This is a genomic window from Streptomyces armeniacus (assembly GCF_003355155.1).
Lineage (GTDB): Bacteria > Actinomycetota > Actinomycetes > Streptomycetales > Streptomycetaceae > Streptomyces > Streptomyces armeniacus.
The window spans coordinates 322,289-337,469 of the sequence record NZ_CP031320.1 but is presented as its reverse complement, the minus strand read 5'-3'; the positions used below and the strand labels follow the sequence as shown (position 1 = coordinate 337,469).

The following is a 15,181-nucleotide window of genomic DNA, read 5'->3' as shown; positions in this document are numbered from 1 at the left end:
CGCCGCTCAGAAGTCGTCGTCGAAGGAGACCGATCCCTCGACGGCGACCTGGTACGCGGAGGCGCGCCGCTCGAAGAAGTTGGTCAGCTCCTGGACGTTCTGCAGCTCCATGAAGGAGAACGGGTTCCGCGCGCCGTAACGGGCCGCGAAGCCCAGCCGTACGAGGCGCTGGTCCGCGACCGCCCGCAGATAGTCGCGCATCGACCCGGTGTTCATGCCCGGCAGGCCCTCCCCGCACAGGTCGCGCGCGAACTGCAGCTCCGCCTCCACCGCCTCGTCGAGCATCGCCGCGACCTCCGCCTCCAGGGCGTCGTCGAACAGCTCCGGCTCCTCGGCGCGGACCGTGTCCACCACGTCGAAGGCGAACGACATGTGCATCGACTCGTCGCGGAACACCCAGTTGGTGCCGGTGGCCAGGCCGTGCAGCAGGCCGCGGGAGCGGAACCAGTAGACGTACGCGAACGCGCCGTAGAAGAACAGCCCTTCGATGCACGCGGCGAAGCAGATCAGGTTCAGCAGGAAGCGCCGCCGGTCGGCACGTGACTCCAGGCGGCCGCTCCTCGCCACCCCCTCGCCCTCCTCCAGCGCGGCCATCCAGCGGAAGCAGAACTGCGCCTTCTCGCGGATGGACGGGATGTTCTCCACCGCCGCGAACGCCTCGGCACGCTCGTCCGGATCGGGCAGATACGTGTCCAGCAGCGTCAGATAGAACTGGACGTGCACGGCCTCCTCGAACAGCTGCCGGGACAGATACAGCCGCGCCTCGGGGGAGTTGATGTGCTTGTACAGCGACAGCACCACGTTGTTCGCCACGATCGAGTCACCGGTGGCGAAGAAGGCCACGAGACGGCTGATCATGTGCTGCTCGCCCGGTGAGAGCCGGGCGAGATCGGCGACGTCGGAGTGGAGGTCGACCTCCTCCACGGTCCAGGTGTTCTTGATGGCGTCGCGGTAGCGGTCGTAGAACTCCGGATACCGCATCGGGCGCAGGGTCAGCTCGAAGCCCGGGTCGAGGAGGTTCTTGGGACGGGCCGGTTCCGGGTGTGCTGTGGTCGTCACTGGCATGCCTCGCAGGACTCGGGGTTCTCCAGGGAGCAGGCGGCCGCGTCGTCTTGGGGCGCGGCTGTGGTCGGGTTCGCGGCCGTGCCGCCCGCCGCCCGCGCGATCCGGGTCGCCGGGCGCGAGCGCAGGTAGTACGTGGTCTTGATGCCGCTCCGCCATGCGTACGCGTACATCGAGCTGAGCTTCCCGATGGTCGGCGAGCTCAGGAACAGGTTCAGCGACTGGCTCTGGTCCAGATACGGCGTGCGCGCCGCCGCCATGTCGATCAGCGCGCGCTGCGGGATCTCCCACGCGGTGCGGTACAGCGCGCGTACGTCGTCCGGGATGCCGTCCAGCTCCTGCACCGAGCCGCTGCTCTCGCGCAGCGCGTCCCGGGTCCGCTCGTCCCAGCGCCCGAGCCGCTTCAGCTCCGCCACCAGATAGGCGTTCACCTGGAGGAACTCGCCGCTCAGGGTCTCCCGCTTGAAGAGGTTCGACACCTGCGGCTCGATGCACTCGTACACGCCCGCGATCGAGGCGATTGTCGCCGTCGGCGCGATGGCGAGCAGCAGGGCGTTGCGCAGGCCGGTGCGGGCGACGCGCTCGCGCAGCGCCGACCAGCGCTCGGGCCAGGCCGGTACGGCGTCGGGGTAGTGGTCGGGGTGCAGCACGCCGCGTGCCGTACGGGTCGACTCCCAGGCGGGCAGCGGGCCGTGCCGCTCGGCGAGCGCGGCGGACGCCTCGTACGCGGCGAGCATGATCCGTTCGGAGACACGGGTGGACAGCTCCCGCGCCTCCGGCGAGTCGAACGGGAGCCGCAGCCGGAAGAAGACGTCCTGCAGGCCCATCAGGCCCAGACCGACCGGGCGCCAGCGGGAGTTGGAGGCCGCGGCCTGGGGGGTCGGGTAGTAGTTGACGTCGACGACGCGGTCGAGGAAGGTCACGGCGGTGCGGACGGTGGCGTCCAGCCGCTCCCAGTCCAGCGTGCCGTCGTCGTGCAGATGGGCTGCGAGGTTGACGGAACCGAGGTTGCAGACGGCCGTCTCGCCGTCGTCCGTCACCTCCAGGATCTCGGTGCAGAGGTTCGAGGAGTGCACGACGTGGCCGGGCTCCGCCGTCTGGTTGGCGGTGCGGTTGGAGGTGTCCTTGAAGGTCATCCAGCCGTTGCCGGTCTGCGCGAGCGTGCGCATCATCCGCGAGTACAACTCACGCGCGGGCACGGTCCGTACGGCCAGGCCCGCGGCCTCCGCACGGCGGTAGGCGGCGTCGAAGGCGTCGCCCCACAGGTCCGTCAGCTCCGGTGTGTCCGAGGGCGAGAACAGCGACCAGCCGGCGTCCGCCTCGACCCGGCGCATGAACTCGTCGGGGATCCAGTGGGCAAGGTTGAGGTGGTGCGTACGGCGTGCCTCCTCGCCGGTGCTGTCGCGCAGCTCGAGGAACTCCTCCAGGTCCGCGTGCCACGTCTCCAGATAGACGCAGGCCGCGCCCTTGCGCCTGCCGCCCTGGTGCACGGCGGCGACGGAGGAGTCGAGGGTGCGCAGGAACGGGACGATCCCGTTCGAGAGCCCGTTGGTGCCGCGGATCAGCGAACCCCGCCCGCGGATACGGGAGTACGACAGGCCGATGCCGCCCGCGTGCTTCGAGAGCCGGGCGACCTGGCCGTAGCGCTCGTAGACGGAGTCGAGGTCGTCCAGCGGGGAGTCCAGCAGATAGCAGGACGACATCTGCGGGTGCCGGGTGCCGGAGTTGAAGAGGGTGGGGGAGGAGGGCAGATAGGCGAGGGTGCTGGTGAGCCGGTACAACTCGGCGACCTCGGTGAGCGCCTCCTCGCCGTCGTCCGCGGCGAGTCCGCAGGCCACACGGAGCAGGAAGTGCTGCGGGGTCTCGATGACGCGGCGGGTGACGGGGTGCCGGAGCAGATAGCGGGTGTGGACGGTGCGCAGCCCGAAGTACCCGAGGCGGTCGTCCGCGCCGTCCGCCTGGGCCGCCGCGACGAGCGCGTCCAGCCGCGCCGCGTGCGTACGGACGAACGCCGCGGTGCCGTCCGCGATCAGCCCCTCGCGGTGCCCGGTCGCGACCGAGGCCGAGAACGAGTGCGCGCCCTGGCCGGCCGCCTCCTCCCGTACGGCGAGGGTGAGGAGCCGGGCGGCGAGCCGTGAGTACGCCGGCTCCTCGCCGATCAGGCCGGCGGCGGCCTCCGTCGCGAGGGAGCGCAGCTCCGCGTCGTCGGAGCCCGGGTGGCGGCCCCGCAGCGCGGCGGCGGCGACCCGGTGCGGGTCGGTGGCGGGGAGGTCGGCGGCGAGGCCGGTGAGGAGCCGGGTCAGCGCCGCAGCGCCGGGGTCCGTACGGGCGGCGGGTGGTGCGCTCGGCGCAGTGGCGGCTGCGGCGGCTGGTGCGGTGGTCACAGGACGTGCTCTCCCTCGCTCGGCCGGAGCCACGGGGAAGCGGTGCGCGCGGGCGCGACGCGGCAGCCGGGCAGCACGGCACGGCTCCGCTCGCGTCCACCGGCCCAAATCCACGAAGCCCGGGACGTGTACGACGCCGTCGGCAGGTGCTCGGGCTCGGCAGGGCCGTACGCGGTGCCGCGTCAGCCCGTGCCACACCGTTGCGGGTCAGCTCCGGATTCGCACCGGATTCCCCTGCGGCGACAGCAGGCCCCACCATACATGTGGTGGCGCTCCATGCGAGCACCCCAATATGTTGTGCCGGACGCCGTGTTGAGTCTTTTGGCGGCCCAGCGCCGTGCTCAGCCCGACGGCGGCAGGTCCACGGTGAACGTCCACAGGGTGAGGTCCGGTATCGGCTGCCAGTCGCGCTCCGGGGTCCGGCGGAAGCCCAGCCGCTCGTACAGCCGGTGCGCCGCGGCCATCTGCGGCTGGCTGGACAGGACGACCCGGTGCAGCCCGAGCGCCCGCGCCCGCGCGAGGCACTCGCGCACCAGGGCCTCGCCTGCTCCGCGGCCGCGCCCCTCCGGCCGTACGGCCAGCATCCGGAACTCGCCCTCGCCGGGCCCGGCTATGTCCGCGTACTGCCCGCCGTCCCCCACGAACGCCACCGCGCCCAGCACCAGCGGCCGCACGCCCGGCCCCGCGCGCTCGGCGGCCACCAGCACCTCCGAGTGCTCCGCGCGGCGGCGGGCGTCACGCAGCTCGGCCAGATATCCGTCCGCCTCGCCGAACGCGAGCAGACCGTCCCCGAGATACGCCTGCGCGGTCAGCTCTCCGACCTCGTCGAGCTCGTCGACCCGGGCCGGCCTGATCGTGATGTCCATGGAGCCAAGCATGCAGCACCCCACTGACAGCGGGCCGTCAGTGGGGTGCGGAGCCGACGCCTCCGGCCGGAGGCGCCGGTACCGTTCTCAGCCGGTCAGGGCGCCTTGGCGACCGGCGGCAGCTTCTCCTGCACGCCCGGGTCGCCCGCGTCCGCGGTGTAGTCGCCGGGCGAGGTCTCGTCGACGCCGTCCGGCGCGTTGAGCGCCCGCAGGACGAACGTCAGGACCAGTGTCACCAGCAGGTTGAGCACGAAGGCCGTCAGCCCGATGTAGCCGATCTCGCCGATGAGCGGGATGGTGTCGTTGCTGCCGCCGAAGTGCTTCTGCGTGGGGCTCTCGACGTAGTACGCCGCGATCGTCCCGTAGAGCATGCCCACGGCCCAGCCCGCCAGCAGCGCCCAGCGGTGGAACCACCGTGTGAAGAGGCCGCCGACGAGCGCCGGCATCGTCTGGACGATCCAGATGCCGCCCAGCAGCTGGAAGTTGATCGCGGTGGTCTTGTCCATGGTGAGGACGAAGACCAGCGCGCCGACCTTCACCAGCAGCGAGGTGATCTTGGAGACCTGGGCCTCCCGCGCCGGGGTGGCGTCCGGCCTGAAGAAGTCGCGGTAGATGTTGCGCGTGAACAGGTTCGCGGCCGCGATCGACATGATGGCCGCCGGGACCAGCGCGCCGATCCCGATCGCCGCGAAGGCGACGCCGGCGAACCAGGCCGGGAACATGTTCTCGAACAGCTGCGGCACGATCAGCTGCCCGTTCTCCACCTCGATGCCGGCCGCGATGCCCATGAAGCCGAGCAGCGCGAGCATCCCCAGCATCAGCGAGTACAGCGGCAGGATCGTCGTGTTGCGGCGGATGACATTGCGGCTGCGACTGGACAGCGTCGCCGTGATGGCGTGCGGATACATGAACAGCGCGAGCGCGGAGCCCAGCGCCAGCGTCGCGTACGCCCAGTGCGCGTCCGGCCCGGTCACCAGCGAGCCGCCGGTCTCCGAGAACTTCTCCTCGGCGCTGCTGAAGATCTCGTCGAAGCCGCCGAGTTCGACCGGGATGTAGACGATCGCCACGATGATCACGATGTAGATCAGCGCGTCCTTCACGAACGCGATGAGCGCGGGCGCCCGCAGCCCGGAGGAGTACGTGTACGCCGCCAGCACGCCGAACGCGATCAGCAGCGGCAGGTCCTTCACGAACCAGTGCGTCGATTCCCCGCCGCCGACGCCCATCACGTCCAGCACCGCCTGGATGCCGACGAGTTGCAGCGCGATGTACGGCATCGTCGCCAGGATGCCGGTGAGGGCGACCGCGAGGGAGAGCCCGCGGGAGCCGAACCGGCCCTTCACGAAGTCCGAGGTGGTCACGTAGCCGTGGCGGTGCGAGACCGACCAGAGGCGGGGCAGGAAGGTGAAGATCAGCGGGTAGACGAGGATCGTGTACGGCACCGCGAAGAAGCCCGCCGCGCCCGCCGCGTAGATCGCCGCCGGGACGGCCACGAAGGTGTACGCCGTGTACAGGTCGCCGCCGAGCAGGAACCAGGTGATCCAGGTGCCGAAGCTCCGGCCGCCCAGGCCCCATTCGTCGAGATTGTCCGCCACCGCCGCCTTGCGCCAGCGCGCGGCGAGGAAGCCCATCACGGTGACCAGGGCGAAGAAGAAGATGAAGACCGCGAGCGCGATTCCGTTGACGCCGTCGTTCACTGCTGCTCACCGCCCTCGCGAGCACGCCTGGCGGCCTTCTCGCGGCGCACCAGCACGTACGCGACGCAGGTCAGCGCCGTGGACAGGGGCACCCACAGCATCTGGTACCAGTAGAAGAACGGGATGCCGATGAACTTCGGATCCACGCTGTCGTACGAGCCGACCCAGAGCATCGCGACGAACGGAGCGAGCAGGCAGAGGCCGATCACCACGCGCGCGGGCGTGATCACCGGCTCGCCTGCTGCCTTATCGGGTGGTGACATGAGGCGCTCCGTCTCTGGCTGGGTGATCTCTGCGGGCTGCGCAGGAAATCTAGCCACGGCGGGGTCTCGCGTCACTACCCCACGGGATAACGGACCGGCCACACCACCGCCGGTCAGCGGCCCGTACGGGCAGTCCGGAACGCCGGCTCGTACGGGCGCGGGGCGTGCGCCCGTACGACCGCGGTGGCGCCGTACGTCAGCGGCGCGGGCGTTGGAGGGTGGCCACGAACTTGTAGCGGTCGCCGCGGTAGACCGACCGGACCCACTCCACCGGTTCGCCCTCGCTGTCCTGGGAGTGCCGGGACAGCATCAGCATCGGCAGCCCGACGTCGGTGGCCAGCAGCCCGGCCTCGCGCGGCGTGGCCAGCGAGGTCTCGATCGTCTCCTCCGCCTCGGCGAGGTGGACGTCGTACACCTCGGCGAGCGCGGTGTAGAGCGAGGTGTACTTGACGAGGCTGCGGCGCAGTGCCGGGAAGCGCTTCTGGGACAGGTGCGTCGTCTCGATCGCCATCGGCTCGCCGCTGGCCAGCCGCAGCCGTTCGATGCGCAGCACGCGGCCGCCGGTCGGGATGTCGAGCAGGCCGGCGAGCCGGTCGTCCGCGGTGATGTAGCCGATGTCCAGCAGCTGCGAGGTGGGTTCGAGGCCCTGGGCGCGCATGTCCTCGGTGTACGAGGTGAGTTGCAGCGCCTGCGAGACCTTGGGCTTGGCGACGAACGTGCCCTTGCCCTGGATGCGCTCCAGCCGCCCCTCGACGACGAGTTCCTGGAGGGCCTGGCGCACGGTCGTACGGGAGGTGTCGAACTCGCTGGCCAGCGTGCGTTCGGGAGGTACCGGCGTGCCGGGCGGCATCGTCTCGGTCATCTCCAGCAGATGCCGCTTCAGGCGGTAGTACTTGGGCACGCGTGCGGTGCGCGGGGCGGCGTTGCCGTTCCCGCTCGCGGCTTCCCCCGTGCCCGCGCTGTTGGTGCCGGCCGCCGTGGCCGCAACCCCGTCGGTGCTCATGGCACGCCTTCCCGGCTCGTGTCGTGCTGCCGTCACCGGCTCCTCCGTGTACGTAGCGGCTCACATCGTGGCACGAGCCCGGCCTGGGAGTGCGTCCCAGCTCAGATGTCGTTCCGGTAACGGAAACGACTGCGAGCTTTATACACCGTTGACACCCCTATAGGTCTAGGCCAAGCTGCGGGAACTGGTCTAAACCATTAAAGACCAATCCCGGTCCCACGGGCAGTACGCGACGTATGTCTTCGTATGTCTTCGGTTGTTCATCTCGTTGGGCGGGGGGTTCGGGCGTCCCTTGAGGAGGATGGCGTGAAGCGCAAGCTCATAGCGGCAGTGGGGGCCGCGGCCATGGTGGCCGGTGTCACGGCCTGTGGCTCAGACGACGACAGCGGCAGCGGTGGCGGCGACAAGACTCTCACGGTCTGGGCGATGGACGGATCCGCACCCGACCCCTGGGCCAAGGAACTCAACAAGGCGTTCGAGGCACAGCACAAGGGCGTCAAGGTCGAGATCAAGGTCCAGCAGTGGAACGGCATCCAGGAAAAGATCACCACAGCGCTCTCCGAGGACTCCCCGCCGGACGTACTGGAACTCGGCAACACGCAGACCGCCGGCTACGCGGTCACGGGCGGCCTCGCCGACCTCACCGACATGAAGAGCGAACTCGGCTACGACAAGTGGAACAAGGGCATGGTCCCCTCCACCGAGCTGGACGGAAAGCTCTACAGCGCGCCCTGGTACGCGGCCAACCGCGCCGTCGTCTATGACAAGAAGGTGTTCGAGGACGCCGGGGTGAAGCCGCCGAAGACCCGCGACGAGTGGGTCGCCGGACTGCAGAAGATCAAGGACAAGACGGACGTCCAGCCGATCTACCTGCCCGGCCAGAGCTGGTACGTCTTCGCGGGCTTCCTCTGGGACGAGGGCGGCGACATCGCGGCGAAGGACGGCGACAAGTGGAAGGGCACCCTCGCCGGCCCGGAGGCGCAGAAGGCGATGGAGTTCTACAAGAAGCTGAACTCCTTCTCCACCGCACCCAAGGATGCCGACGAAGCGACCCCGCAGCAGTCCACCGACGTCGTGCCCAAGGGCAAGGTCGCCTCCTGGATCGGGCTCGGCTGGGAGGCCGCCGGTGCCATCGAGGCCATCGAGAAGGCCGGCGACAAGGCCGACTTCGGCTACTTCCCGATCCCCGGCAAGACCGCCGACACCCCCGGCAAGGTCTTCTTCGGCGGCTCGAACCTCGCGGTCTCCGAGCGCTCGCCGAACAAGGAACTGGCCCAGGAGTGGCTGAAGATGGCCACCTCCGAGAAGTGGATGAAGAAGTACGCCGAGGCCACTGAGGGCGGGCTGCTGCCCAACAGCCCGGCCGCCCAGGTCAAGCCCGCGGCCGGCTCCTTCGCCGAGGCCATGGTCAAGTCCTCCGAGGCAGGCGCGCTCACGCCGATCACGCCGGGCTGGGCGAACGTCGAGACCGAGCCCAACCCGATCAAGGAGTACATGACCAAGGTGCTCAAGGGGACTTCCCCGGGGCAGGCCGGCAAGGACGCCGACAAGGTCATCGACGAGCGCATCAACAAGAGCTGAACCGCCCCCGGCGTTCCGCGCCGGGAGACCCATGGGGGTGCACCGGGCGGCCGTCGGCCCGGGCACCCCGCCCCTCGTCCCCGGCCCTCACCGCGAGGAAGTAGACATGACCGTGCACACCCAGGGAGCGACCCCGGTCGCGGAGGAGTCGCCGCCGCCCGGCACGAAGGAGCCGGCGGGCGGCGGGCGGAGCGGCGGGAAGGGCGCCCGCGGCAGACGTACAGGGAACGCCGCGTGGCTGCCGTACGCGCTGATCGCTCCCGCGGTCGTCTCGCTGCTGGCCTTCCTGGGCTACCCCCTGGTCCGGAACATCCTCCTGTCGACGCAGCAGCTCGGCCGTACGGAGATGATCTCCCGCAAGACCGTCTGGACCGGTCTCAGCAACTACACCGACCTGCTGACGAACGACGCCTTCTGGACCGTCGTCGTACGGACCTTCCTGTTCATGGCGGTCAACGTGGTGCTGATCATGGTGTTCGGCACCCTGATCGGCGTGCTGCTGGGGCGGCTCGGCAAGAAGATGCGGCTGCTGCTGTCCCTGTCCCTGGTGATGGCCTGGGCGATGCCGATCGTCGCCTCGGCGACGGTCTTCCGCTGGCTGTTCGACACGCAGTTCGGCGTCATGAACTGGGTGATGCGCAGCCTCGGCTTCGAGGGCTACGAGCAGCACAACTGGTTCGAGTCCGGGTTCTCCACGCTCACCATCGTCACGGTGATGATCGTCTGGGCGTCGGTGCCGTTCGTGGCGCTCAACCTGTACGCCGGACTGACCACCATCAGCGGCGAGCTGTACGAGGCCGCCCGCGTGGACGGCGCGTCGAACTGGCGGCTGTTCCGGTCCGTGGTCCTCCCGATGATGAAGCCGTTCTTCCTGATCACCACGTTCCTGGAGATCATCTGGGTCTTCAAGGCGTTCGCCCAGATCGTCGCCCTCAACGGCGGCGGGCCGGACCGGGCTTCCGAGACGCTGCCCGTCTTCGCCTACGTCGAAGGCATGGCGCAGATGAACTTCGGCACCGCGGCCGCGGCCTCCGTACTGACCATCCTGGTCCTGCTGATCGCGATGTCCTTCTACTTCCGCCTGATCCTCAAGCAGGAGGAGGAACAGTGAGCAACACCCTGCCGGTCGACAAGGCGGCGGTGCGCGCCAAGCGCCGCAAGACGATGGGGAAGGTATGGCCCAACGCCGTGGCGCTGGCGCTGGTGCCGGTCTTCCTGTTCCCCGTCTACTGGATGTTCTCGACGTCCTTCAAACCGTCCTCCGAAATCCTCACCGAGACACCGACGTTCGTCTTCACGCCGACCTTCGAGCACTACGGCACGGCGACCGGCGTCGACATGTTCTGGACGTACGTGCAGAACAGCCTCACCGTGACGATCGGGGCCGTGCTGCTCGCGCTGTTCGTGGCGCTGGCGGCGAGCTTCGCGATCGTACGGATGCGGTTCCGCGGCCGTAAGGGCCTGGTGCTCGCGGTGATGATGGCGCAGATGGCGCCCTGGGAGGTGATGGTCATCGTGATGTACCTGATCGCCCGGGACGCCGAAATGCTGAACAACATCGGCTTTCTGACCCTCATCTACTTCGTGATGGTCCTACCCTTCACCATCTGGACGCTGCGCGGCTTCATCGCCGCCGTGCCGAAGGAACTGGAGGAGGCCGCCCTGATCGACGGGTGCAGCCGCACGCAGGCGTTCTTCCGGGTGATCTTCCCGCTGCTCGCGCCCGGGCTGATGTCGACCTCTCTCTTCGGGTTCATCACGGCCTGGAACGAGTTCGCCATGGTGCTGGTGCTCAACAAGGAGTCCGAGGCGTACACGCTGCCGCTCTGGCTGACCCAGTTCCAGAGCGCCTTCGGCAACGACTGGGGTGCCACCATGGCGGCGTCCTCCCTGTTCGCCGTACCCGTACTCCTCCTGTTCCTCTTCCTCCAGCGACGCGCCGTCGGTGGCCTGAGCGCCGGCGCAGTGAAGGGATAACCGCGGCATGACGACCCTCGTAAGTGACGCCGGCACCCTCACCCGCGACGCGCTCGCCGTCCTCCAGCCCGGCTTCACCGGCACCACCGCCCCCGCGTGGCTGCTGGCGCAGCTGCGCGAAGGGCTCAGCTCGGTCGGGCTGTTCGGGCGGAACATCGAGAGCGCGGAGCAGCTCGCCGCGCTCACCGCCGAGCTGCGCGAGGCACGACCGGACGTGCTGGTCGCCATCGACGAGGAGGGCGGCGATGTCACGCGGCTGGAAGCGCGTACGGGGTCCTCCTTCCCGGGCAATCTGGCGCTGGGCACCGTGGACGACCCGACACTCACCCGGGAGGTCGCCCACGAGCTCGGGCGGCGGCTGGCGGCCTGCGGCGTCAACCTCAACTGGGCGCCGTCGGCGGACGTCAACTCCAATCCGGACAATCCGGTCATCGGGGTCCGTTCGTTCGGGGGCGACCCACAGCTCGTCGCCCGGCACACGGTGGCCTATGTGGAGGGCCTGCAGGCGGCGGGCGTGGCGGCCTGCGTCAAGCACTTCCCCGGGCACGGCGACACGGCCATCGACTCGCACCACTCCATGCCCCGCATCGACGCCGATCTCAGCACGCTCCACGAGCGTGAACTCGTGCCGTTCCGGGCGGCCGTGGCGGCCGGCAGCAAGTGCGTGATGAGCGCGCACATCCTGCTGCCCGCCCTCGACGAGGCGCTGCCCGGCACGCTGAGTCCGGCCGCCCTCACCGGGCTGCTGCGTGCCCCGCAGAGCCGGGGCGGCGTCGGCCACGACGGGCTGATCGTCACCGACGGGATGGAGATGCAGGCCATCTCCGCCACTTACGGCCTCGAGCGCGGCAGCGTGCTCGCCCTCGCCGCAGGGGCCGACGCCATCTGCGTCGGCGGGGGACTGGCCGACGAAGACACCGTGCTGCGGCTTCGCGACGCGCTGGTGAGGGCCGTACGCGACGGCGAACTCCCGCGGGAGCGACTCGCCGACGCCGCAGCACGGGTGCGCGCTCTCGCGCGCTGGACGAGGGGTGCAGGCGCGCTGGGCAAGGAGGGGAGCGCGCCTGCCCTCTCGCCACCACGGCCGGGCCTGCTGGGGGAGACGGGACCGGGCGGCACGGGTGCGGGTGTCACGCGTACGAATGTCACGGACACGGGTGTCACAGGCACGGACGGCACGGCGGGTGCGGACGTGGGGCTGCGGGCAGCCCGGCGTGCGCTGCGGATCACCGCGTCCGGCGACTACGAACCCCTGGCTTCACCTCCCTTCGTCGCGGCCTTCACACCGCTGGCGAACATCGCCGTGGGCGACACGACCCCCTGGGGCCTCGCACCCGAACTCGAACGTCTCCTTCCCGGCACCCGTACGGCCACGTACGGCCGCGACGCGGTGGCCGCCACGGGTGCGCCCGGCTTGGTCGCAAATGTGCTCGACGCCGCGGCGGACCGTAGGATCGTCGCAGTGGTACGCGACGTCCACCGTCACTCCTGGATGGCCGACGCACTGGACGCCCTGCTCGCCGTACGGCCGGAATCGGTCGTGGTCGAGATGGGACTGCCCCAGTCGCCGCCCGCCGGGGCCCTGCACATCGCCACCCATGGCGCCGCCCGCGTCTGCGGACGGGCCGCCGCGGAGGTCATCGTCGGCAAGGGGGCCGACGGCTGACCCCCGCGGGCCGCACAGCACAAGCCACTTGGAGGCACCCAGCATGTCCGCCCCGACTCCGTCCCAGCAGCCCCACGTGCCGGGGCGGATCATGTCCGGTGAGATGGCCGAGCAGCCCGCGGTGCTGCGCCGCATCCTCGAAGAGGGCGCCCCCGTCATCCGGGAGACGGCCGAACAGATCGCCGGACGGAACCCCCGCTTCGTCCTTCTCACCGCGCGCGGCACCTCCGACAACGCGGCGCTGTACGCGAAGTACCTCCTCGAGGTGCTGCTCGGCAAGCCCTGCGGACTCACCTCCATGTCCACGACCACGGCGTATGAGGCCAAGGCCGATCTGACCGACTGCCTCGTGATCACCGTGAGCCAGTCCGGCGGCTCCCCGGACCTGGTCGCCTCCACCAAGGCCGCCCGCGAGGCCGGTGCGATCACCCTCGCGGTGACGAACAACGCCGATTCCCCGCTCGCCGAGGTCAGCGAGTTCCACATCGACGTCCTCGCCGGACCGGAGAAGGCGCTCCCGGCGACCAAGACCTACACCGCCGAACTGCTCGCCCTCTACCTCTTCGTGGAGGGCATGCGCGGCGGCAACGGCCCGGAGACCGCCAAGGCGCTGCCCGAACTGGCCGAGTCGGTGCTGGCCCGTGGCGACGAGGTGAAGGCCCTCGCCGGCCGCTACCGCTTCGCGGAACGCATGGTGATCACCTCTCGTGGCTACGGCTATCCAACGGCCAAGGAAGCCGCGCTGAAGCTCATGGAGACCAGCTACATCCCCGCCCTCTCCTACTCGGGTGCGGACCTGCTGCACGGCCCGCTCGCCATGGTGGACAACATCTCCCCGGTGATCGCCGTCGTGACCGACGGCAAGGGCGGCGAGGCGCTGCAGCCGGTGCTGGACAGGCTCAAGGACCGGGGCGCGGACCTGGTCGTGATCGGCCCGGCAGCGCAGGTGGACACGGCGTCCTCGGGCTTCGTCCTGCCGACCGAGGGTGTGGCCGAGGAGCTTCAGCCCATCCTGGAGATCATGCCGCTCCAGATGCTGGCCTACGAGGTCACCATCGCCCGCGGCCAGGATCCCGACGCCCCGCGCGCCCTCGCGAAGGTCACCGAGACGCGCTGAGGCTCGAGACGCACCCAGGCTGAGCACGGACGACGGCCCCGCCCCCGTGGCGGGGCCGCCGTCCGTGTGCGCTCAGAGCAGCGAGCCGCCCGACGCGTCTATCCACTGCCCCGTCACCCAGCGGCCGTCCTCCGACGCCAGGAACGCCGCGACATCCGCTATGTCCTCGGGCCGCCCCACGCGGCCCAGCGCGGCCGCACCGGACGCGCCCGACCACGCTTCCTCGCTGGTGCGCAGCCAGCCCGCGTTCATGTCGGTGTCCACGATGCCCGGCGCCACGGTGTTGACCGTGATGCCCCGCGGGCCCAGCTCCTTCGCCAGCGTCAGGGTGAAGACGTCCATCGCGCCCTTGCTCATCGAATACGCGATCAGCTCGGGCATCCCGACGCCCCGGGTGAGAACCGTCGAGACGCTGATGATCCGCCCGCCGTCCCGAAGCCGGGGCAGCCCCAGCCGCGTGACGAAGAACGGCGCCTTGGCGTTCACGTCGAAGACCACGTCGAAGTCGTCGGGCGTCAGCCCCGAGATCGGCTCCCGGGCGCCGGTGATCCCCGCGTTGTTCACCAGGATGTCCAGTCCGTCGGCATGCTCGTCGAACGCCGCCCAGAGCGCCTCCGCGTCGCCGGGCCGGCCCAGCTTCGCCCCGACCGTGAACGCCTCACCTCCCGCGGCCTCGATGGCCGCCGCCGCCTCCTTGGCCGATGTCTCGTCGCTGCCGTAGTGCACGGCGACCCGGGCGCCGTCCCGCCCCAGCCGCTCGGCGATGCCTCGTCCGATCCCCCTGCCGCCCCCGGTGACCAGCGCGGTCTTGCCCGTAAGGGTGCGCGTCACATGTCCGGTCGCAGGCGCCGTGGCAGCACTCATCGCTGTCTCCCGTTTCTCTAGCGGTCACTATAGAAAGACCGTAGCACATTCTTCAGTGAGCGCTATAGAATGGTTTCCATGGCCACGAAACAGCGCGGACGTCCGCGGTCCTTCGACCGGGAGACAGCCCTGGAGAAGGCGCTGCGTGCTTTCTGGGAGGACGGCTACGAGGCGACGTCCATCTCCGATCTGACGCGCGTGATGGGCATCGGCGCGCCCAGCCTCTACGCGGCGTTCGGCGACAAGAAGACGCTCTTCGAGGAGGTCATCGAGAGCTACATCCAGGAGTACGGCGGCTTCATCGACCGCGCGCTCGCCGAGGAGCCGACCGCGCGGGACGCCATGGAGCGGGTGCTGTGCGACGCCGCGGTGGAGTACACGCAGCCGGGCCGCCCGCCCGGCTGTCTGATCGTGAGCGCCGCCACCAACTGCAGTTCGGGCGAGGTCGCGGAGTCGCTGCGCCTGATGCGCGAGCAGAACGTGCGGCTGTTCGAGCGGCGGATACGCGCGGGGGTCGCGTCCGGTGAGCTGCCCGAGGAGGCCGACCCGGACTCGCTGGCGCGGTACGTGGGGGCCGTGATGCAGGGGATGTCCCAGCAGGCGCGGGACGGCGCGGGCCGTGCGGAGTTGGAAGCGGTGGCCGGCGTCGCGATGCGGGCCTGGCCGGAGAGACCGGAGGCCGGCGGCGCCTGAAGGAAGGC

General features: G+C 70.1%; 13 protein-coding genes and 1 riboswitch. Of the genes, 6 read left to right on the top strand and 7 right to left on the bottom strand.

Annotated features, from left to right (window positions below):
* Positions 1 to 6 precede the first annotated feature (6 nt).
* From DVA86_RS01455 to DVA86_RS01430, 6 genes are all read right to left on the bottom strand, one after another.
* Positions 7 to 1,065 carry a ribonucleotide-diphosphate reductase subunit beta gene (locus DVA86_RS01455; protein WP_208875082.1) on the bottom strand — a complete coding sequence of 353 codons (1,059 nt, stop codon included), beginning with the start codon at positions 1,063 to 1,065 and terminating at the stop codon, positions 7 to 9.
* Positions 1,056 to 3,446: a ribonucleoside-diphosphate reductase subunit alpha gene (locus tag DVA86_RS01450; RefSeq protein WP_208875080.1), complete on the bottom strand. Its 2,391-nt coding sequence runs from the start codon at positions 3,444 to 3,446 to the stop codon at positions 1,056 to 1,058. The genes DVA86_RS01455 and DVA86_RS01450 overlap by 10 nt, the downstream gene beginning before the upstream one ends.
* A gap of 124 nt (positions 3,447 to 3,570) precedes the next feature.
* Positions 3,571 to 3,721: riboswitch (cobalamin riboswitch) on the bottom strand.
* Between the two features lie 66 nt (positions 3,722 to 3,787).
* Entirely contained in the window at positions 3,788 to 4,312 is a 525-nt protein-coding gene (locus DVA86_RS01445) for a GNAT family N-acetyltransferase (RefSeq protein WP_208875078.1), read from the bottom strand.
* Between the two features lie 95 nt (positions 4,313 to 4,407).
* On the bottom strand, positions 4,408 to 6,009 hold the full coding sequence (gene mctP, locus DVA86_RS01440) for a monocarboxylate uptake permease MctP (protein WP_208875076.1): 1,602 nt from the start codon (positions 6,007 to 6,009) through the stop codon (positions 4,408 to 4,410).
* Positions 6,006 to 6,272, bottom strand: a complete 267-nt coding sequence (locus DVA86_RS01435; protein ID WP_208875074.1) for a DUF3311 domain-containing protein — start codon at positions 6,270 to 6,272, stop codon at positions 6,006 to 6,008. Before DVA86_RS01435 ends, mctP begins: the two co-directional genes overlap by 4 nt.
* A gap of 196 nt (positions 6,273 to 6,468) precedes the next feature.
* Complete coding sequence (locus DVA86_RS01430; RefSeq protein ID WP_208875073.1) at positions 6,469 to 7,275, bottom strand: GntR family transcriptional regulator; 807 nt, start codon at positions 7,273 to 7,275, stop codon at positions 6,469 to 6,471.
* A gap of 306 nt (positions 7,276 to 7,581) precedes the next feature.
* Between DVA86_RS01430 and DVA86_RS01425 the strand changes: the two genes are divergently transcribed.
* The 5 genes from DVA86_RS01425 (at position 7,582) to DVA86_RS01405 (ending at position 13,616) form a co-directional block, all read left to right on the top strand.
* On the top strand, positions 7,582 to 8,856 hold the full coding sequence (locus DVA86_RS01425) for an extracellular solute-binding protein (protein ID WP_208875071.1): 1,275 nt from the start codon (positions 7,582 to 7,584) through the stop codon (positions 8,854 to 8,856).
* A 106-nt stretch (positions 8,857 to 8,962) separates the two neighbouring features.
* Entirely contained in the window at positions 8,963 to 9,967 is a 1,005-nt protein-coding gene (locus tag DVA86_RS01420; protein ID WP_208875069.1) for a carbohydrate ABC transporter permease, read from the top strand.
* A 53-nt stretch (positions 9,968 to 10,020) separates the two neighbouring features.
* A complete protein-coding gene (locus tag DVA86_RS01415) occupies positions 10,021 to 10,833 on the top strand; it encodes a carbohydrate ABC transporter permease (RefSeq protein WP_208884288.1) in 813 nt (270 codons plus the stop codon).
* A 7-nt stretch (positions 10,834 to 10,840) separates the two neighbouring features.
* The gene (locus DVA86_RS01410) at positions 10,841 to 12,499 is read left to right on the top strand and encodes a glycoside hydrolase family 3 N-terminal domain-containing protein (RefSeq protein ID WP_208875067.1); all 1,659 of its coding nucleotides are present in this window, start codon (positions 10,841 to 10,843) and stop codon (positions 12,497 to 12,499) included.
* 43 nt (positions 12,500 to 12,542) lie between these two features.
* Positions 12,543 to 13,616, top strand: coding sequence for an SIS domain-containing protein (locus DVA86_RS01405; protein WP_208875065.1), 1,074 nt, complete (start codon positions 12,543 to 12,545; stop codon positions 13,614 to 13,616).
* A gap of 72 nt (positions 13,617 to 13,688) precedes the next feature.
* Here the strand turns inward: DVA86_RS01405 and DVA86_RS01400 are convergent, their stop codons facing one another.
* The gene (locus DVA86_RS01400) at positions 13,689 to 14,480 is read right to left on the bottom strand and encodes an SDR family oxidoreductase (protein WP_208875063.1); all 792 of its coding nucleotides are present in this window, start codon (positions 14,478 to 14,480) and stop codon (positions 13,689 to 13,691) included.
* Positions 14,481 to 14,558: 78 nt separating this feature from the next.
* On the opposite strand from DVA86_RS01400, the gene DVA86_RS01395 reads away from it, so the two are divergent.
* A complete protein-coding gene (locus DVA86_RS01395) occupies positions 14,559 to 15,173 on the top strand; it encodes a TetR/AcrR family transcriptional regulator (RefSeq protein ID WP_208875062.1) in 615 nt (204 codons plus the stop codon).
* The last annotated feature ends 8 nt before the right edge of the window (positions 15,174 to 15,181 follow it).

Excerpts from the sequence above, each read along its gene's own strand:
- DVA86_RS01430 (WP_208875073.1), bottom strand. The coding sequence starts at position 7,275 with ATGAGCACCGACGGGGTTGCGGCCACGGCGGCCGGCACCAACAGCGCG.
- DVA86_RS01445 (WP_208875078.1), bottom strand. The coding sequence starts at position 4,312 with ATGGACATCACGATCAGGCCGGCCCGGGTCGACGAGCTCGACGAGGTC.
- DVA86_RS01415 (WP_208884288.1), top strand. The coding sequence starts at position 10,021 with ATGGGGAAGGTATGGCCCAACGCCGTGGCGCTGGCGCTGGTGCCGGTC.
- DVA86_RS01435 (WP_208875074.1), bottom strand. The coding sequence starts at position 6,272 with ATGTCACCACCCGATAAGGCAGCAGGCGAGCCGGTGATCACGCCCGCG.
- DVA86_RS01455 (WP_208875082.1), bottom strand. The coding sequence starts at position 1,065 with ATGCCAGTGACGACCACAGCACACCCGGAACCGGCCCGTCCCAAGAAC.
- DVA86_RS01405 (WP_208875065.1), top strand. The coding sequence starts at position 12,543 with ATGTCCGCCCCGACTCCGTCCCAGCAGCCCCACGTGCCGGGGCGGATC.
- DVA86_RS01410 (WP_208875067.1), top strand. The coding sequence starts at position 10,841 with ATGACGACCCTCGTAAGTGACGCCGGCACCCTCACCCGCGACGCGCTC.
- DVA86_RS01420 (WP_208875069.1), top strand. The coding sequence starts at position 8,963 with ATGACCGTGCACACCCAGGGAGCGACCCCGGTCGCGGAGGAGTCGCCG.
- DVA86_RS01395 (WP_208875062.1), top strand. The coding sequence starts at position 14,559 with ATGGCCACGAAACAGCGCGGACGTCCGCGGTCCTTCGACCGGGAGACA.
- DVA86_RS01400 (WP_208875063.1), bottom strand. The coding sequence starts at position 14,480 with ATGAGTGCTGCCACGGCGCCTGCGACCGGACATGTGACGCGCACCCTT.